This window comes from Rhodococcus sp. D-6 (assembly GCF_040256695.1).
Classification (GTDB): Bacteria; Actinomycetota; Actinomycetes; order Mycobacteriales; family Mycobacteriaceae; genus Rhodococcus; species Rhodococcus pyridinivorans.
In genome coordinates this window covers 3,582,809-3,607,026 of sequence record NZ_CP132970.1, presented here as the reverse complement: position 1 = coordinate 3,607,026, position 24,218 = coordinate 3,582,809, and the positions used below count along the sequence as shown (strand labels likewise).

Here is a 24,218-nt window from a genome sequence, read left to right as displayed (position 1 = left end):
TACCAGGAACAGCGCAATAAAGAGCAATCGGGGAGTGGTTCGTCCCGGTCCGCGATCACCGGTCGACCCCGCTCTGCGGTCACCCCTCGGCTCAGCTCCGTGACTGTCGGTCGCTTCAGCTCCGTGGCGTCTCCGGACCGCGACGACCCTCGAGTTCCCGGATCCGCTTCGACGCCTCCTCGAGCCGCTTCTTCCGTTCGGTGGCCTCCGACTTCTTGAGCTCTTCGTAGACCTTCTCGTCGTCGTCGCTGTACTTCAGGATCAACCGCGGAACGCTGAGCGTGACGATCAGCGACGGCCACACGATCCACGCGTAGCTCCAGTCGAGAGCGATCTGCAGGACGAGGAAGGTCACGAGCGTGACGCCGATGATGATCCAGTCCAGCGTCTCGACCATGCTGCCCCGTTCGCGGAGCGAGGCCAGTTCGTCCTCCGGGGACTGGGGTGCCGTCGCAGAGGAGCTGTCGTGGCTGACCGCCGGCGCGGAGGAGTCGTGGGTCATCCGGATGTGACCGTCGACCTGTTCGAGGGGAACACCGCCGGGTAGCCCCCGGAAGGAGGGGAGCAACGCCGAAAACGTTCGCGCCGAAGATATCTCTCCGGATCGTTCGTAGAACTCGGCGCTGTCGAGCCGGCCCGCGGCGTAGTGTTCGCCGAGTGCGTTCAACGCGTGCATGCGTTCGGCGTCGCTGAGCAGCAGGTCGTCGTGATCGGAAGTGCCGGTCATTGTTTTTCCCGCGCTTTCGGAGTCGGTTGTCGAATCCTGGTGCATCCTCGATCCTAGAGCTGATGGTCGGGCATGTCCCGGGCGAGGATGGCCGCCTGGATCCGCGATTGCAGCCCGAGTTTGTGGAGCACCCGGGCGACGTGTGTCTTCGCCGTGTTCTCACCGATGCCGAGGCGGGTGGCGATCTGGCGGTTGGACAATCCCTCGCCCAGGCACGCGAAGACCTCCTGTTCGCGTGCGGTGAGGGCGTCGATATCCGGACCGTCCGGAACATCCTCCCGCCGAGTCGATTTCGAGACGAACGCGTCGATGACGGTTCGCGTGATCTGCGGTGAGAGCACGGACTCCCCGGAGTGCACCGCCCGGATCGCGTCGAGCATGGCATCCGCGGAGGCGGTCTTGAGGAGGTATCCGGCCGCTCCGGCCCGAAGACTCTCGAAGACGTACTCGTCGATCTCGAAACTCGTCAGCACCAGCACCCGGGCACTCGTCTCCTCGGTGATGGTGCGGGTCGCGGCGATCCCGTCGACGTGCGGCATGCGGATGTCCATGAGGACGACATCCGGGGCGAGGGCGCGCGTCTGCGACACCGCGACGGCACCGTCGGCGGCTTCGCCCACCACCTCGATGTCCTCGCTCGTGTGGAGCAGGAGCCGCAGGCCCGCGCGGATGGCACTGTGGTCGTCGGCGAGCAACACCCTGATCGTCACGTCGTGCTCCTGGTCGCGATCGGCAGTTGCACGTATGTCCTCCATTCGTTCCCGTCGCGACCGGAGCGGGCGTGCCCGCCCACCGCGGCGGCGCGTTCGGCGATGTTGCGCAGGCCGTGCCCGGCGCCGCGGGCCGGTGACGGGTCCGGGGTGTCCGGGTCGCCGATCGGGTTCACCACCTCGATCCCGAGGCGGCCGTCGGTGTCGTCGAAACGAAGGGTCACCGGCCGTCCGGGTGCATGCTTGACCGCGTTCGTCAGGGTCTCCTGGACGATGCGGTAGGCCGTGAGATCGACCTCCGCGTCGAGGTCTGCGGGTGGACGACCGTCGATCCGGACGGAGGTGCCGGCGGCGCGTGCGGATGCGGTGAGCGGTTCGAGGTCGGCGAGGCGACCCGCGGTGGTGATCTCGTCGTCGGTGTCGTCGCTGCGCAGCAGACGCACCATCGACTGCATCTCCTGCAGGGCGGCCACGCTGCCGGAGCGCACGGACTCGAGCACGGTCAGCGCTCTGTCGGGATCGGAATCGCGGAGGCGGAGCGCGGCCTCGCTCTGGATCGCGATCGACGACAGGTGCCCCGCCACGACGTCGTGCAGGTCGCGGGCCAGACGCTGTCGCTCGGTGGTGATGGCGGCGCGACGGTCCAGTTCCGCGACCCGCGAGAGAGCCTCGGCGCGTGCCCGTTCGATCTCGGCGGCGTCCCGATGTGTGCGGACGGATCGGGCCCACCAGATCGGGACGACGATCACGAGCGCGGCGATCGACACGGCCCATACGGCGATGCGCAGTTCTCCGAAGTACACACCGAGCGCGACGGCGCCGACGACGATCGGGACCAACGGGGCGCGTTCGAGGAAGCGACTGGTCCGCGCCGAGCCGAAGAGCGTTGCGGTGTACAGCAGGTCGCCGTATGCGATCCAGACCGGCAGCGAAGGGCCGACGACGAGGTCGACCAGTACCGGAACCGTGCCCAGCAGGAGTGCGAGAAGCGGTCGTGTGCGACGCATCGTCATCGGTGCACACACGCACGCGAGCAGAACCAGCCACACCCACAGCGGCTGCGGCGGCCGATCCTCGACGAGCACACCGAGATCCAGGGCGTACAACAGCGCGCCACCCGCGAAGTACGCGAGGGCGACGAGCAGGGAGTTGTAGCGCGGGTTCACGAATCCCACTCGAATCTCGGATTCACGGTTGTCCACGGGAACGATTCGACCACAACCGGGGGAGGATCAGGGTCGGCGTCACCCGAAGTGATGAGGCATCTGCCGCCCATCGGGCGACGCGCGCGGGGGGATGTGCGCGCGATTCTGAGGTCATGTTCAGCCACATCGCCGCTTTCATCGTCGGGTGCGAGATCGCGTTCTGGGTCGTGCTCGCGGTCGGCCTCGTGTGCCGGTATCTGCTCCGGCTCCGGAGGACGGGCACGGTGCTGCTCGCCCTGATCCCGCTGATCGACGTCGTTCTGCTCGCGGCCGTCGCGGTGGATCTGCACAACGGGGCGGAGGTCGGCTGGGTCCACCGCGCCGCGGGTATCTATCTCGGTGCGAGTGTCGCCTTCGGGCCGAGCGTCGTCCGGTGGGCCGACCGGCGGTTCGCCTATCACCTCGCGGGTGGTCCGAAACCGGAACGCGCTCCGAAGGAGGGCCCGGAGGCCTTCCGCAAGGAATGTGTGGACTTCGGGCGATGGCTGCTCGCGGCCGGGATCAGTGCGGCAGCCGTACTCGGGCTCGGGTCGACCGTCGCGAACGGCGAACAGGCCTCGGCGCTGTACGGAATCTTCCCCACCCTCGCCACGATCACGGTGATCTGGCTGATCACGGGCCCGGTCTGGGTGCTCGGCAAGCAGTGACGACCACACCGCGGCGAGAAATCTCGGGGTGCGCGATGAGTTCTCGCGGGGCGGCCGGTCTGTATCCGTGACACCCACACCGCGCCCGCGCAGGACGGGCCGAACGCAGGAGAAACCATGTCGCGCATGCTGTTCGTCAACCTCGCCGTAGAGAACGTCGCCGCCTCCCGTGCATTCTTCGACACGCTCGGATTCACCTTCAACGACATGTTCTGCGACGAGAACACCGCGTGCCTGGAGATCAACGAGCAGACCTACGTGATGTTGCTCGAGAAGCCGCGATTCCGCGACTTCATCAACGACGACATCTGCGACACCACGAAGGCCCGTGAGGCGCTGATGTGCGTGTCGGCCGACAGTCGCGAAGGTGTCGACGCGCTCGTCGACGGCGCGATCGCGGCCGGTGGCAGCGAATGGGTGACGACCGGCGCGCAGAAGGCGCAGGAGGAGATGGGGGACTTCGCCCACCAGCGGGCCTTCCGCGACCTCGACGGCCATGTCTGGGAGGTCATGTGGATGGACATGTCGGCTGCGGCGCAGGCCTGGGCTCCGGAGGACGCCGAGGAGAACGCCACCGCAGAAGCCTGACCGCGACCGTCAGCGGGCTGCCGGGTCCTCCGGCAGCCCGAACCTGGCGAACAACCCGGCGGTGTCGTCGGAGAAGAAGACGGTGGCGTGCGCGACCCTACCGTCGACGATGTCGAGCACCTGCAGTTGGAAAGGGTGGTGGCGGCCGTCCTCCCCTCGCATGTACAGCCCGAATGCCGGCTGGCCGTTGGCCACGGTGGGAAGCAGCACCTGGTCGCCGGGGCCCTTCGCGGGGCACTGGTGCTTGATGAGGGTGACGATCGCGTCGGGGCCCTGGTACCAGCCCTCGAAGGGTGGCATCTCCCAGACGGCGTCCTGGGTGAGCATCTCGACGAGCGAATCGATGTCGTACTTCTCGAAGCCGTCGACCCAGCGCTGCAGCAACGCCTTGGTCTCGGCGCTGTCGGGTTCGGCGAGGTCGTCGTCGCGGACCTGGGCGTCTTTCAGCTGCGCACGTGCCCGTTGCAGAAGGCTGTTGACCGCCGCCGTCGACGTGTCGAGCGCGGCTGCGACCTCGGTGGCGCGCCACTGCAGGACCTCGCGGAGCAGCAGGACCGCGCGCTGACGAGCGGAGAGATGCTGCAGGGCCGCGACGAAGGCGAGGCGGACGGAATCGCGGGAGGCAGCGATGGTGGCGGGATCCGACGGATCGTCGGTGGCGTACCCCACGGGGAACGGCTCGAGCCACGGCACCTCGGGGCGGGTGACCAGATCGTCGGTGGGATCGGAGCTGGGCGCGCCGAGCCCGGTGGGCAACGGCCGGCGACTGCGGCCTTCGAGCGCCGTCAGGCACACGTTGGTGGCGATCCGGTGCAGCCACGTGCGCAGTGAGGAGCGGCCGCCGAAGTTCTCGTAACCGCGCCAGGCGCGCAGGTAGGTCTCCTGGACCAGGTCTTCCGCATCGTGCAGCGACCCGCTCATGCGATAACAGTGGGCGAGCAGTTCGCGACGGAACGGCTCGGCGAGTTCCATGAAATCGGTCGACGTCGATGTCGAACCGGCAGATTCTTCGAGCAGTTGTTCGGTCATGAGCGCGATACCCCCGGCTGGTCGGACCCGAATCCGCTACCCGTCAGAGAGTAGTCGGGGGCACCGACAGAAGACAGATGATCGCCGGGTCTCGATCGGGGGGCCGGATACAGGTACCGTGCACGAAGTCGCGCCGAGGTGAGCGCGTGGTGGACGGAGTGGGGACAGGTCGTGCACGAGTACACGCTGCGCGAAGGCGTATCCGGAGCGCGGGGTCACAGCAGGCCCGAGCGCAACGGGCCCGTCGGCCCCTTCGCCGACGTCCTTCCACCCGGGGCACTGGACGTCGAGCGGCCTCCGCTCGACCGGTTCGGGCCGGCCGAGCTCGGACGGGCCGTGGTCGTCGCCGCCGTCCTGATCGCCTTCGTGGTGTGGGCGGTGTTGCGGTGGACCGTCCGGCCCCGGCAGCACAGCGTCGTCGAAGCGGCCGCGCACGGCACCGTCGACGCCTTCGAACATCTCGGGCCGACCTTCGTGAAGCTGGGCCAGCTCATCGCGTCGTCACCCGGACTGTTCCCCGCGGCCCTCGCCGACGCGTGCCTGCGCATGCTCGACGACGTGCCGACCTTCCCTTCCGAGCAGGCCCGCGCGGTGATCGAGGAGGATCTCGGACACCGCATCGACGAGATGTTCGAGTCGTTCGACGATGTGCCGCTCGCCGCGGCGTCTGTGGCCCAGGTGCACGGGTGCGTGCTGCGCGACGGCCGACGGGCCGTGGTGAAGGTGCAGCGACCGGGGATCGCGCACCGCATGCTCGTCGATCTGCGCGCCGCCTACATGGGCGCGAAGCTGCTGCAGCTCTTCGAGTTCTTCCGTATCGCGAACACTCCGGGGATCATCCGCGATCTCTACAACGCGACGATGACCGAGCTCAACGCGGCGGTCGAAGCGGATCGTCAGGATCGTTTCCGCCGCAACATCTCCGCGTTCGGCGACAACGCCTACGTCACGGTGCCCGAGGTGTACTGGCAGTGGTGCGGTCCGCGGGTGATCTGCATGGAGCGTCTGCAGGGCAAGCCCGTCGACCGGGTGGTGCCGGGCCAGGACGATCTCGACACCTCCCTGCTCGTGCGCCGCGGAGTGAAGGTGTGGATGGAGGCGGTGCTCTGTCACGGCCCGTTCCACGGCGACGTGCACGCGGGCAATCTCTGGCTGCTCGACGACGGACGTGTCGCGCTGCTCGACTTCGGCATCGTCGGCGAACTGCCCGAGAAGTGGCGCGCGCTGCTGCGGGCGTTGTTCCGCGCGGCCCTGCTCGACGGGGACTTCACGGCGGTCGCGCAGAGTGTGCGGGCGCTCGGTGTCGCCGCCGATCTCGACGTCGACGACGCGGCGGTCGGCCGGCAGGTTGCCGAGATCTTCGGTCCGCTGCTCGGTCAGGACGTGGGGGAGTTGCGGCTCAGCGAACTGATCGGTGCGCTCGTCTCGCTCGGCCGCAAGTGGAACACGTCGACGCCCGAGGAACTCGTGTTGTTCGGGAAGCAGCTCGGATATTTCGAGCGCTACGCGACCGCGCTGGCGCCGGGCTGGGTGCTCGGCCGCGATCCCTTCGTCTTCCGGAACATCTTCCCGGACGAGGTAGCCATAAGAATCGCCGAATCGAACGTGAGCCTGCCCGACTGAGCCACGAGCCCGTTCGGTCTTTACAGGATCCGACCGGCCCCGTAATTTGAACGATCGTTCGACCAAATTATGGTGCGAGCCACACACTGGTTACCGGAAGGACCGCGACCGCAATGGCAACTTCGCAGGACGTCGTACTGAGCACGCGCGACGGAAACGTCGTGACCTGGACGATCAACCTTCCGGAGGCACGCAACCCGATCTCGGGTGACGACGTCATCGATCGCCTCGTCGAGCTCGCCGAGGAGGCAAACCGCGACATCGACACCCGCGTCGTCATTCTCACCGGCGCCGGATCGGCCTTCTCCGCCGGCGGCAACGTCAAGGACATGGACGAACGTCGCGGCATGTTCGGCGGCAGCCCCCACGCCCTGCGCGAGGGCTACCGTTACGGCATCCAGCGCCTGCCCCGCGCCATCTACCACTGCGAGGTCCCGGTCATCGCCGCGGTCAACGGACCGGCCGTAGGCGCCGGCTGCGACCTCGCGATGATGTGCGACATGCGGATCGCCTCGTCGAAGGCGTTCTTCGCGGAGAGCTTCGTCAAGCTCGGCATCATCCCCGGCGACGGCGGCGCCTGGCTGCTTCCGCGCGCGGTCGGGGCGGCGCGCGCCGCCGAGATGGCCTTCACCGGCGACCGCGTCGACGCCGCGACGGCATTCGACTGGGGCATGGTCTCGCAGGTCGTCGAACCCGAGCAGCTCCTCGACGCCGCGAACGCGCTCGCCGCCCGCGTCGCCGTCAACCCCCCGAGCGCACTGCGCATGACGAAGAAGTTGCTGCGCGAAGGTCAGCGCGTCGATCTCGACACGCTCCTCGAACTGTCGGCCTCCTTCCAGGCGCTCTCGCACCACACCGAGGACCACCGCGAAGCCCTCTCGGCGTTCCTCGAACGACGCACCGGCGACTTCACCGGCAACTGACCTTCCCCTCTCCTTGCCCCCACACCCCGGAGGACAAGCCATGCAGCGGACGATCTTCACCGAAGAACACGAGCAGTTCCGGAAGATGGTGCGCGACTTCATCGAACGTGAGGTCGCGCCGCATCGCGAGGAATGGGACGAGATGGGTCGCCCGCCCCGCGAATTCTTCCGCCGGCTGGGCGAACTCGGCATCCTGGGGATCCAGGTCCCCGAGGAGTTCGGCGGAGGGGGCGAGTCCGGCTTCAAGTTCAACACGATCGTCTTCGAAGAGGTTGCGCGCGCCGGAGTCTCGTTCGGCTCCTACACCGTGCACGCCTGCCTGATCCTGCCCTACCTGCTCGAGTACGCGACCGAGGAGCAGAAGCAGCGCTGGCTGCCCGGCTTCGCCGACGGCTCGATCATGACCGCGATCGCGATGACCGAGCCCGGCACCGGTTCCGACCTCGCCAACATCGCGACCTCGGCGAAGCTGTCCGAGGACGGCAAGCACTACATCATCAACGGCGCGAAGACCTTCATCACCGGCGGCGTCACCGCCGACCTCATCCTCACGGTCTGCCGTACGAGTCCGTTCGATCCTGAGAACCGCCGCGGCGGCCTGTCGATCATCGCGGTGCCCACCGACACCGAGGGCTTCGCGGTAGGCCGCAAGCTCGACAAGATCGGCCTGCACCAGCAGGACACCGCCGAGCTCTCGTACACCGACGTGAAGGTGCCGGTCGAGAACCTCCTCGGTGAGGAAGGCGCGGGCTTCGGCTACCTCACCCACAACCTGCCGCAGGAGCGTCTGAGCATCGCTCTGAACCAGGTCGGCTTCGCCGAGGCCGCCATCGCCCACGCGATCGCATACACCAAGGAACGCAAGGTCTTCGGCAAGCCCGTCGCCTCGTTCCAGAACACCAAGTTCGTGCTCGCCGAGTGCTCGGCCGAGACCCAGGCCGCGCGTGTCTACGTCGACCACTGCCTCGAACTGCTCGACCGCAAGGAACTGACGGTCGCCGATGCGGCCCGCGCGAAGCTGTTCTGCACCGAGGTCTCCGGTCGCGTCATCGACAAGTGCCTGCAACTGCACGGCGGCTACGGCTACATCACCGAGTATCCGATCGCCCGGCTGTACGCCGACACCCGCGTGACCCGGATCTACGGTGGCACCAGCGAGGTCATGAAGACGATCATCTCCAAGGATCTGGGGCTGTAGGCATGTACCCGGGCCGTTACGCCGCCGTCGCCCCGGATCGGCCCGCCGTGCACGAGGCTGCGACCGGCCGGACACTCACCTATCGGGAGCTCGAGGGCGCGTCCGTCCGGTTCGCGCACTGGCTGCGCGCACACGACGTCGGGAAGGGCGACCACATCGCGGTCGTCACCGTCAACGACGCCACTGCGTTCGAACTATACTGGGGGGCAGTTCGTTCGGGCGTCTACGTCACCTTCGTCAACACGCATCTCGCTCCCGTCGAGGCGGCCTACCTCGTCGACGACTGCGACGCGAAGGTGCTCGTCGTCTCGGCGCCGCTCGCCGATCTCGCCGAGGCGATCGTGCCGCTCACCCCGAAGGTGACGCACCGTGTCGCCTTCGACGAGAACACCGTTTACCTGTCGCCGGCACCGATCTACCACGCCGCGCTCTTGCGGTACGGCGTGTCGACGCAGGCGCTCGGTGGCCCGGGCACACTCGGCCTGGCGCGCATCTGCGACGAGAACGGCAATCGGCTACCCACCGGCGAGATCGGCACCGTCTACTTCGAGCGGGACGACTTCTCGTTCGAGTACTACACGGATCCGGAGAAGACGGCGTCGACCAGGCACCCCTTCGAGGGCAACTGGTACACGACCGGCGACATCGGATCTCTCGACGAGGACGATTATCTGTTCCTCACCGGGCGCGACAAGTTCACGATCATCTCGGGTGGGGTGAACATCTATCTGCAGGAGATCGAGAACGTCCTCGCGCTGCACCGGTCGATCGCGGATGTCGCGGTGGTCGGCGTGCCGGATGCGGACCGCGGTGAACGTGTCGAAGCGTTCGTGCAGCTCGTCCCCGGGGCAGAGGGATCCGACGAGGCCGAGGACGACATCATCGGGTTCTGCCGGGAGCGCCTCTCGCGTTTCAAGTGCCCCCGGCACGTGCGGTTCGTCGACGAACTGCCGCGCACGCCGACGGGCAAGATGGTCGAGGGCAGGCTCGGCGAGCTGATCGCGCAGTACGCCGATACCGGAGCGTTGTCGTGAGAGTGCTGTCGCCGAAGCAGCGCGTCTTCATCGAGGCGGGCCGGAAGGAGTTCGTGCGCAACGGATACGGCTCGTCGTCGATCCGGACCATCGCGCAGGAGGCAGGCGTGAGCCTGTCCGCCCTGTACTACCACTACAAGAACAAACAGGATCTGCTGCTGGCGATCCTGCTCGACGGCGTCGACACCTACGACGCGGTCTGTGACGCCGAACTCGCCCGCGTCGGCGACGATCCGGTCGAGCAGATCCGCGCGTTCGTCAAGGGGAACGTCATCTTCCGCACGCAGTTCCCCGAACAGGGTCGCATGATCGCGACGGAGGTGCGCAATCTCGAACCCGAGGGTGCGCGACTGTACGAGGAACGCCGGCGCGCCGGCCGAAGGCGGATCCGCGACATCATCGATCGCGGTGTCGCACAAGGCGTCTTCACCACGAAGTATCCCGACGACTGCCGCCGATCGATTTTGGCGATGGTCTCGGCTATCGCCAACTGGTATGACCCCGCGGGCCCGGACGACCCGGACGAGATCGCGGAACGCTACGCGGACCTGTCGCTGGCGCTGTTGTGTCCCACCATCACCGGTGGAGAAGGAGATCGACGATGAGTGCACGACTCGTACCAAGGGCGGGTACCCCCGACCCGGCACTGACGGAACTCCGTGCCGAGGTACGGGCGTTCCTGAAGGAACAGATCGACGCGGGCGTGTTCACGCCGGGCATCGACACCTGGCTGACGCGATGGAACCCCGATTTCACGCGTGCGCTCGCCGCTCGCGGCTGGGTCGGCATGACGATCCCCGTCGAGTACGGCGGACACGGACGAACCTTCATGGAGCGCTTCGTCGTCACCGAGGAGTTGCTCGCAGTGGGCGCTCCGGTCGCCGCCCAGTGGGTTGCCGACCGCCAGGCCGCACCGTCGCTACTGAAGTACGGCACCGAAGAGCAGAAGCAGCGGTTCCTGCCGGGCATCGCGGCCGGTGAGATCTGCTGGGCCATCGGAATGTCCGAGCCCGACTCCGGATCCGACCTCGCGAGCGTCAAGACGAAGGCCACGCAGGTGGACGGTGGGTGGCGGATCTCCGGCACCAAGTTGTGGACGTCCGGGGCCCACCACGCCGACGCCTTCTTCGGCCTCGCGCGGTCCGCCCCGCTCGATCCCGCGCACCGCCACGACGGGCTGAGCCAGTTCATCGTGCTGCTCGACTCCCCGGGCGTGACCATCCGCCCGATCCTGTCGATGTCCGGCGACCACCACTTCAACGAGGTGCTGCTCGACGACGTCTTCGTCCCGGACGACCTGGTGCTCGGACAGATCGGCGCCGGCTGGGAACAGGTGACGAGCGAGCTCGGTTACGAGCGCAGCGGTCCCGAACGTTTCCTGTCGACCTTCGGGGTGCTCGAATCCCTCGTACACGGTGTGGCCGACGGCAGCGTCGAAGCGGACACCCGCATCGGAGCGACCATCGGACGCATGGCGGGCCTGCACCGCATGTCCACCGCGGTCTCCGAGTCCCTCGAACGTGGCGAGAACGCCGAACTCGCGGCGTCGGTCGTGAAGGTGCTCGGCACGAAGACCGAAGGTGACCTGGCGGATCTCGCCGACGAGGTCGCGGGATACACCGCGGCCGACGCACATCTGGCCGAGCTCGTCCGGGCAGGAGTCATGCAACGACCGGGCTTCACACTGCGCGGCGGCACGAGCGAGATCCTCCGCGGGGTCATCGCACGAGGATTGGGGATGAGATGAGCGGGCAGGACGCACTGCAGTCGACGGAACTGCGCGATTTCGCACAGATGTTGTCCGAGGTGTTCACCTCGGGTGACGACCACCGCATCGGTGAGGTCGTGGAACTCGATCGTGCCCTGTGGAGCACCCTCACCGAGCTCGGCCTCGATCGGCTCACGGGTTCGGAGGAGAGCGGCGGAAGCGGCGCGGGATGGCTCGAGGCCGCCCTGCTGCTCGAGGCCGCCGGCAGCGCTGCTGCTGCCGTGCCGGTGGCCGAGAACGATCTGCTCGCGGGCTGGCTCCTCGAGCAGGCGGGCCTCGATGCGGCGCCGGCGGTGCGTACTGCCGCGGTGCTCGACGCCGACGGCCGCGCACGCCACGTGCCGTGGGCCCGGTTCGCGGACTCGATCGTCGTGTTGTGGGAGTCACCGCAGGGATGGCAGGTCGCCGAGGTCGCTCGCGGCGATGTCGAGATCGTCGAGGCCGTGAACCTGGCGGCGGAGCCCCGCGATCACATGTGCGTCGACCTGTCGGCACTGTCCGGGCGCGACGTTCCGGCGGGCACCGCCGACGAGTTCCGCCACCGGGGCGCGCTCGTCCGTGCGCTGGCCACCGCGGGTGCGATGGATCGGGTTCTCGAGCTCGTCGTCGATCACACCACTGCCCGCGTGCAGTTCGGTCGTCCGCTGGCCAAGTTCCAGGCGGTGCAGGCGCTCGTCGCCGACATCGCCACCGAGGCCTCGCTCGTGCACGCCGCCGCGGATGGTGCGGTCGATGCCGTTCTCGCCGGTGGTTTCGATGACGCGTCGACCCGCTTCGCGATCGCGGCGGCCGCGTCGTGTGCCGGACATGCGGCGTCGGTCGTCGCCCGAAACGCGCATCAGGCACTCGGCGCGATCGGCTTCACGATGGAACACGAGCTGCATCGGCACGCCAACCGGATCCTGTCGTGGCGCAGCGAATTCGGCACGGTCGCGTCGTGGGATTCCGAACTGCTCGCCGCGGCCGGTGAAGCCGGGGACGTGTGGGCGTTGATCACGGGTGGCCCGGCACGCTGACGAGCACGAGACATGTCGGTGCATGCTTCAACGCGGTCTTATCGATGTCGTTCACAGGGGCGAGGACTGCACACCACGCGTCCCGGGATCTTCGAACCAGTAGCAGTGACAGTTCACGCCACCGGGGATCTCCCCGGCATCTCCGCAGCGTGGGACGGGGGCGAACCACTGCTGGTACCGGCCGGATTCGGATCGGATTTCGCCCGCGCAGCACCGACCCGTCGACGCAGAGCAAGGGTGACCGTCACGGCTTGCCAGAAGAGAATGCCGACCAGAATCGACAGGGCGAACGCCAACCAGGGATGGTCCTCTCGCAGCGGCAGATACACCTGGAAGTGCGTCAGGTAGATGTAGAGCGACGCGCTCGCCAGCACCCCTGCGATCCGGCTCAGCACAGGTGGGCAGGGAACGGACTCGAGCCACACCAGCAGGCCCAGCCCACCGATGACGAGAAGTTCTCGCTGGAGATCACCCGAGAAGTATCCGGGCACCGTGGCTGCGATCACCGCCGTGACGATCATTCGGTGCCACACGGTCGTCGACGTAGCGGCAGCCCAGCCCAGGGCGAACAACCAGAAGACCATCGACGCGCTCAGAATCAGATTGTTGCCGTCCCCGAGCTCGATCACGCGGTAGCGGGGGAGCAGACCCACACCCACCAAGGCCATCGCGAACCAGAACGAGTGCCTGCGCTCAACACGGTCGATGAGCGGGATGGACAACACCGCGATGACTACGAGCAGGATGTACACGATCGCTTCGATGAACCAGTACCGCCATTCGGGCGTCCACCCGTCGGGGCCGAGAATGCCGTTGAGCAACAACGCACTGGTCACGAGATAGTCCCCGGTCAGTGCGATCACGACGCCGAGCCACACCATGCTGGGTACGGCAATTCGGGCGACGCTGCCCAGGACATGTCGCACCCGTTCGGTACGGGGAGTGGCGAGATGAAAGCGTGCGAAGTTGTATCCGGCGACCCCCAGCAGCACATGCGCGCCGCCGAGAACCCCGAACAACCGGATGTGCGAACCGACGATCAGCACGATCGCAACAGCGCGGAGCAGCACGTTGGTCTCGACCGCCCGCCACCATCGTCGCCGGGGCGTAGGCACGAAATCCTTGATCGCGGTGGTGTGCCAGTTCTGGGGTAGATAGCCGAGCATGCGCTCGAGCCGCAGAGACATCTGCACATAGGACAGCGAGTCGCCGCCCAGGCTCACGAACGAGCTGTCGTCGGTGACCTGCCCACTGTGCAGCACCTCGGCATACAGGGTCCGCAGGGCGGCCGTGTCCACGACGGTGCTCTCTGCCTCGGGTGAATCGGGCGTCGCGTGGTGCACGAGCTCGGCCACTGCCCGAAGGTCGGGTTTGCCCGTGCCGGTCCGCGGAAGCTCGTCGACGAGACACACCCGCACGGCCGCGACGGGAAGACCACAGGCCCGTGCGCTCGCGGACCGGATCGCCTCGAGATCGCTCGCGCCCTCGACCGCCACGATCATGTCGTCCGTCCCGCCGACACAGCATGCCGTCAGTCCCTGTTCGGCGAGGGTCGACTCGACCTGCTGCAGGTCGATCCGTAGCCCGAAGATCTTGACGAAACGGCTGCGTCGGCCCACCACCTCGTACACGCCGCCGTCGATCTGCCGCGCGAGGTCGCCGGTCCGCAGTTCACCCTCGAGGACGTCCCCGAGACCCAGATCCTCGGGCGTGTGCGCGTAGCCGAGCATCACGTTCGGCCCCGTGTAGATCAGTTCACCGGTGCCGTCCGGAGCGTCCGGTATCGGCTCGAGCCGGAAGGATCCACCGGGAACAGCTCGTCCGATCGACTGCGGATAGTCGGAGGCGAGTTCCGGAGGCAGGTACGCCATCCGTGCGGTCGCCTCCGTCTGCCCGTACATGACGAAGAAATCCCAGCCCCGCTCACGGCCCGACTGCGTATAGGCGCGGACCCGATCCGGTGAGAGTCGACCGCCGGCCTGGGTGATGTAGCGCAGGTCGGGTAGGTCCAGTTCGTCGAATCCGAACCGATCGAGCAGATCGAACGTGTAGGGCACGCCGGCGAAGCTGGTGCCGCGGTGGTCTCGGAACAGCTCCCAGAACGCCGGGTCGGTCACCGAGCGGCTCGTGAGGATCACTGCGGCTCCGCGCAGTAGGTGGCTGTGGATGACAGAGAGCCCGTAGCAGTAATGCATCGGCAGCGTCGTCACTGCCCGGTCGGTACTACGGATGTCGAGGTACTCCGCGATCGACTCTGCATTGGACTGCACGTTGCGATGGGACAGGCGGACGAGTTTCGGGGAGCCCGTCGAGCCGGAGGTGCTCAGCAGCAGCGCCAGGTCGGGGTGCAGTACATGCGCAGAACCGTTACCCCGTTCCTCGATCGTCACGGTCCCGTCGATACTGCGCACCACCACGTCGGGTCGGTATGCGGCGATCAGGCCTTCGAAGGCTGCGGGGTGGTCGCCCGGCGCCAGCAGAACCGGATGTCCGGCGAGTAGCGCTGCAAGGTAGACGACAAGAACATCGATCTCGTTGGCACCTGCGATCAACACCAGTCGGCGGGTGTTGCCCAGCCGGGCAGTTGCCCGATGGACTCGGTCGGCCAGGTCGCTGTAGGTGACGGTTTCCTGCTGGGTGATCAAGGCTGGGGCGTCACCGAAGTCTTCCAGATGGAGGACGAAACGCACGCGAGGATGTTCCTTGCGGAAGAACGGGCTGAGCACCGATAGAGTGTAAGGGCTGCCAAACCTGACAACCGAGGGCTTGAATTGGCCTTTACCACCACCTTATGGGGTTCGCCCCCCACACACATGTCGCCGCGGTCGTGGGTGGATCCGATGCTGCAGTCGTGTCCGAGGTGTTGCGACGCGCGCACGTGGCGGGCGCGCACTGCTACAGCAGTCGGTTGCACGCCGGCCGGACGCCGTCACGCGCCCCTTGCTGTGATCAGGCAGCGGGTGCTGTGCCCGCGTCGCAGGGTGCGGCATCGGCTGTGACGTCGAGGCCGGGAGCGAGGATGTCGAGCAGCATGCGCACCTGGCGTGTGGGTGCGACGACGTGGAAACGGCCGGGCCGGATGTGAACGGCATCGGCGAGCATCGAGGCGACCTCGGAGTACATGAAGGTCACCTCGGACAGATCGACGACGACGTGGTCGCCCGAGTGTGCGAGGTCGCCGAGAGTGGAGGCGAACTCCGCTCGGGCGGTCATGTCGAGATCTCCCTTCGCCCGCAGGACGCTGCAGCGACGGGAGGGCGAGTGGACGTCGAGACGGTAGCGCGGTGCTCGGGCGACCGTCTCTGCACCGACTCGTGAGAGTGCGCCGGTGTGGGTGACGATCCTGCGGGTGGTGCTCGTACGTGTGCTCATTGCGGTCTCCTGTCGGCGTGGATTTCGTGCCGTCCGGTGCGGGCTGGATCACGAGCAGACGGTCGGCCTGCTGGGGTCGTGGTGAGAACGTCGGGGTCCGGTGAGAACTCGCCTCGGGCTTGCACAGAGCCTGTCCGACGGATGTCGCTTCGCCACCAGCCGTTCCATAACGGAACGATAACGAAACATCACGGTTCTGTAACGTAGGCGTTCGGAGCTGCGAACATATCCTATGTTCCTGGCTCCGTCGGCCCGAGCGGACGATCGGTGGCCGGAGATGGGATGCTGGATCCATGAGCGCTGTTCCTGCCGACGCTGCCGCCGACGCGGAGGCCGCGTTCGGCGGCCTCGTCGTGGAGACGGAGCTCGCCCCCATCCATCGGCTCGGCAGCGGTGCGCTGTCCGCCGTCGAACTGCAACTGCGTGGTCCGGAAGGATCATCGTTGCACGATGCGACCGCTCTGAGCGAGGCCGCCCGGGCGATGCATCAGAAGTCGGAACTGGACCGGATCAAGTGGCGCAGGGCCGGACGGCAAGCCGAGTCGGCGGTTCCGCATCTGGTGACCGTCGATCTCGATTCGCTCGACGAACTCGGCGCGCTCGGGGATCGAGGGGGCCCGACCACGGTCGCTCTCATCACCGAGCAGGCGCTGATCGCCGCCCCTGCCAGGACGCTGCGCACCATTGCGGCGGCGCGCACCGCCGGCATGCTCGTCGCGGTGGACGGTGTGGGAGCGCGTGCTCAGGCCCTCGCGCTGCTGCCGCTCGTCGAACCGGATGTGATCATCACGTCGCCGGCCCTGATCGCGCGTGCGGCCGACGCCTCGACGGCGAGGATTGCCCACGCCGTCGCCGCGTACATCGAATCCAGCAGCGCGGTCGTCATCGCGCAGGGCGTCGATTCGGAACTGCATCGCCGCCGCGCTCTGGGATTGGCCGCCGAATACGGAATGGGCGCGCTGTATCCGACAGTCGGATCGACCGGGGATGCCGCGCAAGCGGATTCGGATGTCGAACCGATATCGCTGCGTCCGCGACGGGCCGTTCCCGGCGGCCCCGAACTCACTCCCTTCGCTCTGGCGTCCGAAGGACGCAGACGCACAAGTAGTTTCAAGCGACTTCTGGTGTCGATGAGCAAGCTGCTCGAGACCAACGCGGTGGGAGCGGGACCGGAGACGATCGTGCTCGGCACCTTCCAGCGCGCCGAGCACTTCACCCCGACCTCCCGGGTTCGATGGGCGCAGCTCGCCGAGCAGGTCGCCTACACCGGGGTCTACGGCGTCGGAATCGATCCCTACGTCGACTCCGCGGTACACCACGCGCCGTTGGACCCGAACGATCCGATCGTCGACGAATGGAACGTCGTCGTCCTCGGTCCGCACTTCGCGTGCGTACTCGCCGCGCTCGACATGCACACCGACGCAGCGGATCTCGACCGCGAGTTCCGCTACGTGCTGTCCTACGACCGCGGCACCGTGATCCGGTGCGCCCACAGCATCCTGGCGCGTTTCGAGGGGTGACCCGAGGGAGAGCGGCTCAGGACGAGGGTGGGACCTCCAAGGGGACCGGTCGGGGACGGGACAGGGTCGCGCGCGCCGCGCGGGCGACGGCCTCCCGGTCGTAGGAGACGACGTACTCGAACTCCCGCTCGCCGCCGGCCGTTCGACGGTGCAGGTCGAGGGCAGAGAGCGCGCACGCGAACGACTCTCCCAGGAGGATGACGTTCCACTCGTCGACGAGGGGATCGTGCGGCTCGATCGGGACGAGGTCCGGGCCCGAGGTGCTCGTGCCGAACCCGACCGCGAAGACCGCGACGTGCGCGAGGGTGTCGGCCATCGACAGCCATCGTCTGCGTGCGGCCCCGGTGAAGTGGTCGTGGTGCTGGAAGGTGCCGAGGGCGATCGTGTCGGGTCCGGCCTCCCCGGCTCGCGCCTCGAGGTCGGCGCTCATGGACACGAGCAGACCCTTGCCGCTCCGCACGCGTTCCCGACCGGCAGACAGGATGCGGAAGGGCGCGGCGGTCGCGTCGTCGAGCGGCGCACTCCAGGTGGGTTCACGGAACAACCCTCCGCGCGGCGACGAAGGGCCGGCTTCACCCTCCGCAACGTGTAGTGCTGTACCGCAACCGAAATCGATACCGTGGGCGAGGGCCGCCTCGCGATGAAGGTCGGAGTCGACGCCCTCGGCGAGAACGACGGAGTTCGTGCGCTCGCAGTGGGCCCGCAACGACAGCAGGGTAGTGGCGGCCCGCAGGTCGGATGCGACGAGCGCCTCGGCCGGTACGACGACCACCTCCGGCTCGACCAGAGCCAGGACGACCGTGGCGCGGGACGCCGATTCCGCGATGCGTACCGCCACGGCGAATCCGCGCTCGCGCACAGCGGCGATCCGGTGCAGGACCGTCGGGGGATCGGCGAACACCTCGTGCTCGTCGACCAGTGCGACGGCATCGCGTCCGGCCACCGGCCTGTGCGCGAGGTCGGTCAACGGCATCACAGCCGCGACGACCGTGTCGTCCACGAGGTCGTGGATCGTGCTCGCGTGCATGACGTGCCGCCTTCCCGCATCACGCGGCGGTCCGTCCGCCGAGCATCACGCCGGACGCGCGCAGGCTCGCAGGATCCGGGGCGTCGTCCGTTGCGGACATCCTGCCAGCCGCCACGTCGGTCACGTCGACGGGATCACCGCAGATACAGGCGGACCTTGTCGATCTCGTTGCGCAGCAGGTCGATCTCCTCGGCGGTGGGATCCTCGGTCAGCGTCAGCTCGTCGGAGACCTTCAGATCCCAGCCGGTGGCGGCGCGGACCTGGTCGACGGTGACACCGCGGTGGATGCTGGTCAGTTCGAGTTCGTCGAAGGAATCTTGCCGCGACAGCACGCCCAGACTGGTGAACACCTTCGTCACCCCGCGGCCGCGGGGCATGATGCCGACGCCCGCCTCACGGGCGCGCACCGGGCTCGGGGTCGTGCAGAAGTCCAGCTCGGCGGGGAAGGCACTCGGATCGTGGCGTCGCATGATCACGAACACCTCGCCGGCGTTGGGCATGATCTCGACGGCTCCGCCGCCGCCGGGCAGGCGCACGGTGGGCTTGTCCCAGTCGCCGATGATGCTGGTGTTGAGGCTGCCGTCGCGGTCGATCTGCGCCGCCCCGAGGAACCCGACGTCGACGTTGCCGCCTTGGAGCACGTACCCGAACAGCGACGCCATGGACACCACGGATTCGGCGCCGGAGACCACGACGGAGTCGGCGATGCCCTCGGCCATCGCCTCGGGGTGCGCACCACAGACCCCGGATTCGTAGATCAGCTCGACGTCGGGGTTCGACGTGCGGGCGGCGAGGTCGACGGCGAGGGTGGGCAGACCCACCCCGGCGAAGACCCGGACCTTGCCGGCCAGGGCCCGCGCGGCGACGGAGACGATCAGTTCGGTGGTGGAGAAGGTTTCGGCGGTGGTCACTTTCGGCTCCCGTAGTCGACGGTCCCGGAGGGGCGCGGCGCGACCTCGAGGTCGGCCCAGTACTCTTCGCCCAGTTTCTCGAGGTATTCGGCGTGATCGGCGGTGGTGAGGACCCATTCCTTCAACCAGGTGCGCAGTTGCTGGGGGTCCTTGCTGATCGCGGTCCATCGGCGGTAGAACGCGCAGTCGCGGTCGTAGTAACCCTGCGCGTAGGAGGGGTGCGCTCCGCGCGGGCTCAGCACCACCGCGTCCACCGCGTGCGAGGGGACGAGGGTGCGGCTGGGATCGGAGCGGATCACGTCGTCGTCGACGATCTCTTCGACCACCACGATGGCCTTCTTCGCAGCGTAGACCGCTTCCTGCTGCACACCGGCGATGCCCCAGATCTGGACGTTGCCGGAGCGGTCGGCGCGCTGCGCGTGGATGATCGTCACGTCCGGGTTCAGCGGAGGCACGACGTAGACGCTGCCGCCGCTGAAGGGATCCTCGACGAGCCGGATGTTCGGGTTGATCTTCGGCAGGTCGCTGCCGGCATACGAGCGCAGCGGGAAGAAGGGCAGCCCGGCCGCGCCGGCCTGGTAGCGGCAGACCATGCCGTAGTGGCTGTACTCCTCGACCTCGAGTGCGACGGGGTCGTGGCTCTCGATGCGCCGGCGGATCTCGTACAGCGACCCGGCCGAGCCGCTGGCGAAAAACGAGGCGACGAGCTTCGACACGCAGTCGGCGGCGATGAGCTGATCGGAGATGATGTCGGGGGTCATGCGGCACAACGTCAGGTCGCGCCTGCCCTGCCGGATGATCTCGTGCGCCGCGGCGAACGGGATGAGGTGCGAGAAACCCTCGAGGGCAACGGTCATGCCGTCCTCGACATAGGTGGCGATCGCCTCGCGCAGGGTCATGAGTTTGTCCGGCATACCCGGTCGTCCTCCGTGTGGTCGGTAATTCGGTGTCGGATATCAGGCGCCCGCAGGCGCAATAATCGACGGGTGGAGATCCAGCAGGTGAAGGCGTTCCTGGCGGTGGCGGAGGAACTGCATTTCGGTCGCGCGGCGCAGCGGCTGCACATGGCCCAGCCGCCGCTCAGCCGCACGATCCGCAGGCTCGAGAAAGAACTCGGAGCCGAACTCTTCGAACGCAACACCCGCAGCGTGCGGTTGACGGAGAGCGGTCGCGCGCTCGTGGAGCCGGCCCGGAACATCCTCGACGCCTGCCGGCTGGCCGAGATGGCGGTGACCGCCGCGGGGTCGGGCCAGACCGGCAGGGTCCGTATCGGTTTCGCCGGTTCGTCCTCGCACTATCTCGTGGGCCGGTGGGCGAAGCTCGTGCGGCGCACTCATCCCGGTATCGAATTCGTGCTCGACAGTTCGGCGTACGCGAGCGAGGCGCTCAACAAGCTGGCCGCGGGCAAGCTCGACATCGGCATCGTGCGCCTGTTGTTCTTCCCACCGGGGATCGCGTCGCGCGTCGTGGCCCGAGAGAACCTCGTCGTGGCGCTGCCCAAGGAGCACCCGCTCGCCGACCGTGAGCAGGTCCGGCTCGAGGACCTCGCGCACGAGGCGTGGGTGATGCTGCCCGCCGAACCCGGATCGATGCTGCGCGAGCTGTTGCTCCGTATCGCCCACGACGTCGGATTCACGCCCAGAATCGTTCAGAGCGCCCCGGATTCGCTGTCGCTGATCGCCCTGGTCTCGGCCGGGGTGGGATGTTCGATGACGGTCTCGTCGGTCGCGGCGAACGTCATCAACCCCGAGGTCGTGTTCGTTCCTCTCGCAGATCATCCCGAGCCGCTCGACGTGCGGCTCGTGTGGCGGGAGGACGACGACAGTGCCGCGCTGCGGGAGGTTCTCCGCCTCTCCGAGGAAGCGCTGCCGACTCCGGATTGACCGGGGCCGGCCGGCGACTGCGCCGGCCGGCCCCGAGTGCGAGCGATCCGTCCTAGGCATGGACGCGATCTCGTGGGGTGTCGTCGGTTCCCGGAGTACGGCGGTCGTGCTCGGCCGCCTCCGACTGCTCGAGGGCGAGTTCGTCGGCGTCGGACTTCTCGGCGACCGAGGGTGCCTTCGGGTCGTATCCGGTGCGCTCGAGCAGTGCCAGGGTGCACACGAGGGAAACCGCTGCGTAGCAGGCCGCCGCGATGGCCACGCCGGTGACGTCACCGGACGAGTTGAGCAGGTACTGGGCGAGAACCGGGGTGCCACCACCGACGATCAGCGAGCACAGCTGGTAGGCGAGCGACAGGCCCGAGTACCGGATGTTTGCCGGGAAGGCGCGGGCCAGGATGCCGGCGATCGCGCCGTAGAACATCGAGTGCGGAATCGTCGCGAGGCACATACCGATCACGGCGACCGCGAAGGTCTCGGTGCGAATCGCGAAGAACATCGCCGGCATGAGGAACAGCTCCGGGACGATCATCAGGAGCATGGCCCTGCGCATGTCGATTTTCGACACCAGCACGGCACCGAACGGCTGCACGATGAACTGCACGACGAGGGCGATGGCGATGATCGCGAGGAAGGTGCCGCGCTCGTAACCGAGTTCGCTCGTCGCCCACGACAGCGCGAAGGTGTTCTTGAAATAGGTCACCTGGGCGAGGGGCAGTGCACCGGCGCCGAGCAGGACCAGGACCCAGTGCTTGCGCAGCACTTCCTTGATCGGGAGCTTGACGGTCTTCTTGCGTGCCAGAACGGCTTTCATCGCGTCCGATTCCTCGAGCTTGAGGCGGATCACCATGCCTATGACGACCAGCACGCCCGACAGCAGGAACGGGATGCGCCAGCCCCACATCATGAACTGCGGGGTGGGCAGCGCTGCGAGGAAGAAGAAGGCCATCGTCGACAGCAGGTTGCCGGCGGGCGAACCCTGCTGCGCGAACGCCGAATACAGGATTCCCTTGCCCTTCGGGGCGTTCTCGCTGGCGATGAGGACGGCGCCGCCCCATTCGCCGCCGACCGCGACGCCCTGCACGATGCGCAGGAAGACCAGCAGGACCGGCGCCCACATTCCGATCTGCGCGTAGGTGGGGAGCAAACCGATGCCCACCGTCGCAATGCCCATCATGACGAGCGTGATGACGAGGGTGTTCTTGCGTCCGAGGCGGTCTCCGAGATGGCCGAAGATGACGCCACCGAGTGGGCGGGCGAGGAAGCCGGCCCAGAGGGTGACGAACGCGAGGAGGGTCGCGACACCGCTCGAGAGTTCGTCCGAGAAGAAGACCTGGCCGAACACCAGCGCGGCGGCCGTGCCGTAGATGTAGAAGTCGTACCACTCGATGGTGGTGCCGATGAAGGAGGCGATACCGGCCTTGCGGGCCTTCCTCGCGATCTCCTGATCGGTGGGTGTGGACGAACTCATGCGCCCTCCGTCTGCTACGCCCCCGGACGAGGCGGGTGGAATGTGGTCTGCGTCTCAACAGAGAGTGGCAGGGCTCGGCTTTCCAGTCCAATACCCAATAGGACCCGAATCGATACCGCAGAGGTATTACTGGGGAGTCCGTGTTCGTCCTGGTAGACATGCAGCGACGCCGGATGGGGGAACCGCGAACGCGAAAGGACATCAGGTGACGAGCGACCGAACCGATCGGACCGAGGTGGAGGTTTCTGCCGGCCTGCCGCTGGAGGGCATCACTGTGGTGAGCCTCGAACAGGCGGTCGCCGCGCCCCTCGCGACGCGCCATCTCGCAGACCTCGGAGCCCGTGTCGTCAAGGTCGAACGCGTCGGCGACGGCGACTTCGCGCGCGCCTACGACGGTGCCGTGCACGGCCTGGCCGCACACTTCGTCTGGCTCAACCGCGGCAAGGAATCGTTCGCGGTGGATCTCAAGGCTCCCGAGGGCATCGATGCGGTGAAGGCGCTGATCCGCGGTGCGGACGTCTTCTTGCAGAATCTCGCTCCCGGCGCGGTGGAGCGTCTCGGACTCGGTGCCGACGACCTGCGTGCCGACCACCCGGAACTGGTGGTGGTCAACATGTCCGGTTACGGCACCGACGGACCGATGCGCGACCGCAAGGCCTACGACATGCTCGTGCAGTCCGAGACCGGCCTGTGCTCGATCACCGGCACGCCCGAGACTGCGGTGAAGACGGGCATCCCCACCTCGGACATCGCCGCGGGCATGTATGCGCTCACCTCCATCCAGGCGGCGCTGTTGCGCCGGCACCGCACGGGCGTCGGCGCGACGATCGACGTGTCGATGTTCGACGCGACCGCCGAATGGCTTGGTTATCCGATGTACCTGCAGATGTACCAGGGACGCCAGGTGCCGCGGATGGGTCTGTCGCACACCTCGATCGCGCCGTACGACAAGTACCCCACCTCGGACGGCGAGATCCTCATCGGCGTGCAGAACGACCGGGGCTGGCGCACGCTCACCGATGTGCTCGGCATGCCCGAACTGGGCGACGATCCGCGTTACGCCACCAATCTCGAGCGGGTGCGTCGCCGCGAGGAGGTCGATGCGCTGGTCGGGCAGGCCACCAAGCAGTTCACGAGCGCGGAGCTCGACGAGAAGCTCGCCGACGCCGGTGTGCCGGCCGCGCAGCTGCGGGATCTACGCGGGCTCATCGAACACCCCCAGCTCGCGACGCGCGATCGCTGGCGTGAGGTGCAGACCGAGGCGGGTCCGGTGCGCGGCATCCTGCCGCCGATGAACTTCCGCGACGTCGAACTGCCGATGGGTGCGGTTCCGGGTCTCGGTCAGCACACCGACACGGTGCTCGCCGATCTCGGGCTCACCGACGAGCAGATCGCGGGTCTGAAGAAGGCCGGCATCGTCGGCTGATCCGCCCTGTCTCGTCCGCTCATCAAATGTGCGGCCATAGCGTCCGGTGCTTATAGGTATCCGAAGCGACTGGCATCGTCGATTCTGATGGATTTGTCCTGCTCAGCGATTGACGATCCCCGCCGGGTACCGAAAAATCGCCG

Annotated in this window: 22 protein-coding genes; 12 read left to right on the top strand and 10 right to left on the bottom strand. The window is 67.4% G+C overall.

Translation table 11 applies throughout. The features are described from left to right. Positions 1 to 115: 115 nt before the first annotated feature. The 3 genes from RBB84_RS16770 to RBB84_RS16760 are packed head-to-tail and all read right to left on the bottom strand — an operon-like array spanning position 116 to position 2,639. Entirely contained in the window at positions 116 to 727 is a 612-nt protein-coding gene (locus RBB84_RS16770) for a DUF1707 domain-containing protein (protein WP_064257482.1), read from the bottom strand. A 53-nt stretch (positions 728 to 780) separates the two neighbouring features. After that, complete coding sequence (locus RBB84_RS16765; RefSeq protein WP_033096339.1) at positions 781 to 1,437, bottom strand: response regulator transcription factor; 657 nt, start codon at positions 1,435 to 1,437, stop codon at positions 781 to 783. Further along, a complete protein-coding gene (locus tag RBB84_RS16760; protein ID WP_064256107.1) occupies positions 1,434 to 2,639 on the bottom strand; it encodes a histidine kinase in 1,206 nt (401 codons plus the stop codon). Before RBB84_RS16760 ends, RBB84_RS16765 begins: the two co-directional genes overlap by 4 nt. A gap of 116 nt (positions 2,640 to 2,755) precedes the next feature. Between RBB84_RS16760 and RBB84_RS16755 the strand changes: the two genes are divergently transcribed. Then, entirely contained in the window at positions 2,756 to 3,289 is a 534-nt protein-coding gene (locus tag RBB84_RS16755; protein ID WP_024102108.1) for a hypothetical protein, read from the top strand. 117 nt (positions 3,290 to 3,406) lie between these two features. Then, complete coding sequence (locus tag RBB84_RS16750) at positions 3,407 to 3,877, top strand: hypothetical protein (RefSeq protein ID WP_064256108.1); 471 nt, start codon at positions 3,407 to 3,409, stop codon at positions 3,875 to 3,877. Between the two features lie 9 nt (positions 3,878 to 3,886). On the opposite strand, the gene RBB84_RS16745 is transcribed toward RBB84_RS16750, so the two are convergent. Continuing rightward, entirely contained in the window at positions 3,887 to 4,906 is a 1,020-nt protein-coding gene (locus RBB84_RS16745) for a sigma-70 family RNA polymerase sigma factor (RefSeq protein WP_064256109.1), read from the bottom strand. 186 nt (positions 4,907 to 5,092) lie between these two features. Here RBB84_RS16745 and RBB84_RS16740 point away from each other — a divergent pair, with 186 nt between their 5' ends. From RBB84_RS16740 to RBB84_RS16710, 7 genes are all read left to right on the top strand, one after another. Next, positions 5,093 to 6,529 (top strand): AarF/UbiB family protein, encoded by a 1,437-nt coding sequence (locus RBB84_RS16740; RefSeq protein ID WP_052039957.1) that lies wholly within the window; start codon positions 5,093 to 5,095, stop codon positions 6,527 to 6,529. Between the two features lie 113 nt (positions 6,530 to 6,642). Then, positions 6,643 to 7,452: a crotonase/enoyl-CoA hydratase family protein gene (locus RBB84_RS16735; protein WP_064256110.1), complete on the top strand. Its 810-nt coding sequence runs from the start codon at positions 6,643 to 6,645 to the stop codon at positions 7,450 to 7,452. A 40-nt stretch (positions 7,453 to 7,492) separates the two neighbouring features. Then, on the top strand, positions 7,493 to 8,650 hold the full coding sequence (locus RBB84_RS16730) for an acyl-CoA dehydrogenase family protein (protein WP_006553733.1): 1,158 nt from the start codon (positions 7,493 to 7,495) through the stop codon (positions 8,648 to 8,650). A gap of 2 nt (positions 8,651 to 8,652) precedes the next feature. Further along, positions 8,653 to 9,684 carry an AMP-binding protein gene (locus RBB84_RS16725; protein WP_064256111.1) on the top strand — a complete coding sequence of 344 codons (1,032 nt, stop codon included), beginning with the start codon at positions 8,653 to 8,655 and terminating at the stop codon, positions 9,682 to 9,684. Then, positions 9,681 to 10,289, top strand: coding sequence for a TetR/AcrR family transcriptional regulator (locus tag RBB84_RS16720; RefSeq protein ID WP_231911995.1), 609 nt, complete (start codon positions 9,681 to 9,683; stop codon positions 10,287 to 10,289). Before RBB84_RS16725 ends, RBB84_RS16720 begins: the two co-directional genes overlap by 4 nt. Then, entirely contained in the window at positions 10,286 to 11,431 is a 1,146-nt protein-coding gene (locus RBB84_RS16715) for an acyl-CoA dehydrogenase family protein (protein WP_024102101.1), read from the top strand. Before RBB84_RS16720 ends, RBB84_RS16715 begins: the two co-directional genes overlap by 4 nt. Beyond that, on the top strand, positions 11,428 to 12,468 hold the full coding sequence (locus tag RBB84_RS16710) for an acyl-CoA dehydrogenase family protein (RefSeq protein ID WP_024102100.1): 1,041 nt from the start codon (positions 11,428 to 11,430) through the stop codon (positions 12,466 to 12,468). The genes RBB84_RS16715 and RBB84_RS16710 overlap by 4 nt, the downstream gene beginning before the upstream one ends. A 113-nt stretch (positions 12,469 to 12,581) precedes the next feature. On the opposite strand, the gene RBB84_RS16705 is transcribed toward RBB84_RS16710, so the two are convergent. Together RBB84_RS16705 and RBB84_RS16700 are read right to left on the bottom strand one after the other, a co-directional pair. Then, entirely contained in the window at positions 12,582 to 15,158 is a 2,577-nt protein-coding gene (locus tag RBB84_RS16705; RefSeq protein ID WP_064256201.1) for an AMP-binding protein, read from the bottom strand. A gap of 259 nt (positions 15,159 to 15,417) precedes the next feature. Further along, complete coding sequence (locus tag RBB84_RS16700; protein WP_064256113.1) at positions 15,418 to 15,840, bottom strand: STAS domain-containing protein; 423 nt, start codon at positions 15,838 to 15,840, stop codon at positions 15,418 to 15,420. 293 nt (positions 15,841 to 16,133) lie between these two features. Here RBB84_RS16700 and RBB84_RS16695 point away from each other — a divergent pair, with 293 nt between their 5' ends. Further along, the gene (locus RBB84_RS16695) at positions 16,134 to 17,360 is read left to right on the top strand and encodes a DICT sensory domain-containing protein (protein ID WP_064256114.1); all 1,227 of its coding nucleotides are present in this window, start codon (positions 16,134 to 16,136) and stop codon (positions 17,358 to 17,360) included. A 16-nt stretch (positions 17,361 to 17,376) separates the two neighbouring features. Here RBB84_RS16695 and RBB84_RS16690 read toward each other — a convergent pair whose 3' ends face one another. From RBB84_RS16690 to RBB84_RS16680, 3 genes are all read right to left on the bottom strand, one after another. Further along, positions 17,377 to 18,387: a DICT sensory domain-containing protein gene (locus RBB84_RS16690; RefSeq protein ID WP_082921004.1), complete on the bottom strand. Its 1,011-nt coding sequence runs from the start codon at positions 18,385 to 18,387 to the stop codon at positions 17,377 to 17,379. A gap of 134 nt (positions 18,388 to 18,521) precedes the next feature. After that, positions 18,522 to 19,298, bottom strand: a complete 777-nt coding sequence (locus RBB84_RS16685) for a CoA-transferase (protein ID WP_064256115.1) — start codon at positions 19,296 to 19,298, stop codon at positions 18,522 to 18,524. Then, positions 19,295 to 20,212: a CoA-transferase gene (locus RBB84_RS16680; RefSeq protein WP_006553722.1), complete on the bottom strand. Its 918-nt coding sequence runs from the start codon at positions 20,210 to 20,212 to the stop codon at positions 19,295 to 19,297. The genes RBB84_RS16685 and RBB84_RS16680 overlap by 4 nt, the downstream gene beginning before the upstream one ends. A gap of 72 nt (positions 20,213 to 20,284) precedes the next feature. Between RBB84_RS16680 and RBB84_RS16675 the strand changes: the two genes are divergently transcribed. Continuing rightward, positions 20,285 to 21,181: a LysR family transcriptional regulator gene (locus tag RBB84_RS16675; RefSeq protein ID WP_024102093.1), complete on the top strand. Its 897-nt coding sequence runs from the start codon at positions 20,285 to 20,287 to the stop codon at positions 21,179 to 21,181. 52 nt (positions 21,182 to 21,233) lie between these two features. On the opposite strand, the gene RBB84_RS16670 is transcribed toward RBB84_RS16675, so the two are convergent. Continuing rightward, positions 21,234 to 22,649, bottom strand: a complete 1,416-nt coding sequence (locus tag RBB84_RS16670; protein ID WP_024102092.1) for an MFS transporter — start codon at positions 22,647 to 22,649, stop codon at positions 21,234 to 21,236. 205 nt (positions 22,650 to 22,854) lie between these two features. Between RBB84_RS16670 and RBB84_RS16665 the strand changes: the two genes are divergently transcribed. Continuing rightward, entirely contained in the window at positions 22,855 to 24,075 is a 1,221-nt protein-coding gene (locus tag RBB84_RS16665; RefSeq protein ID WP_024102091.1) for a CaiB/BaiF CoA-transferase family protein, read from the top strand. Positions 24,076 to 24,218 lie beyond the last annotated feature (143 nt).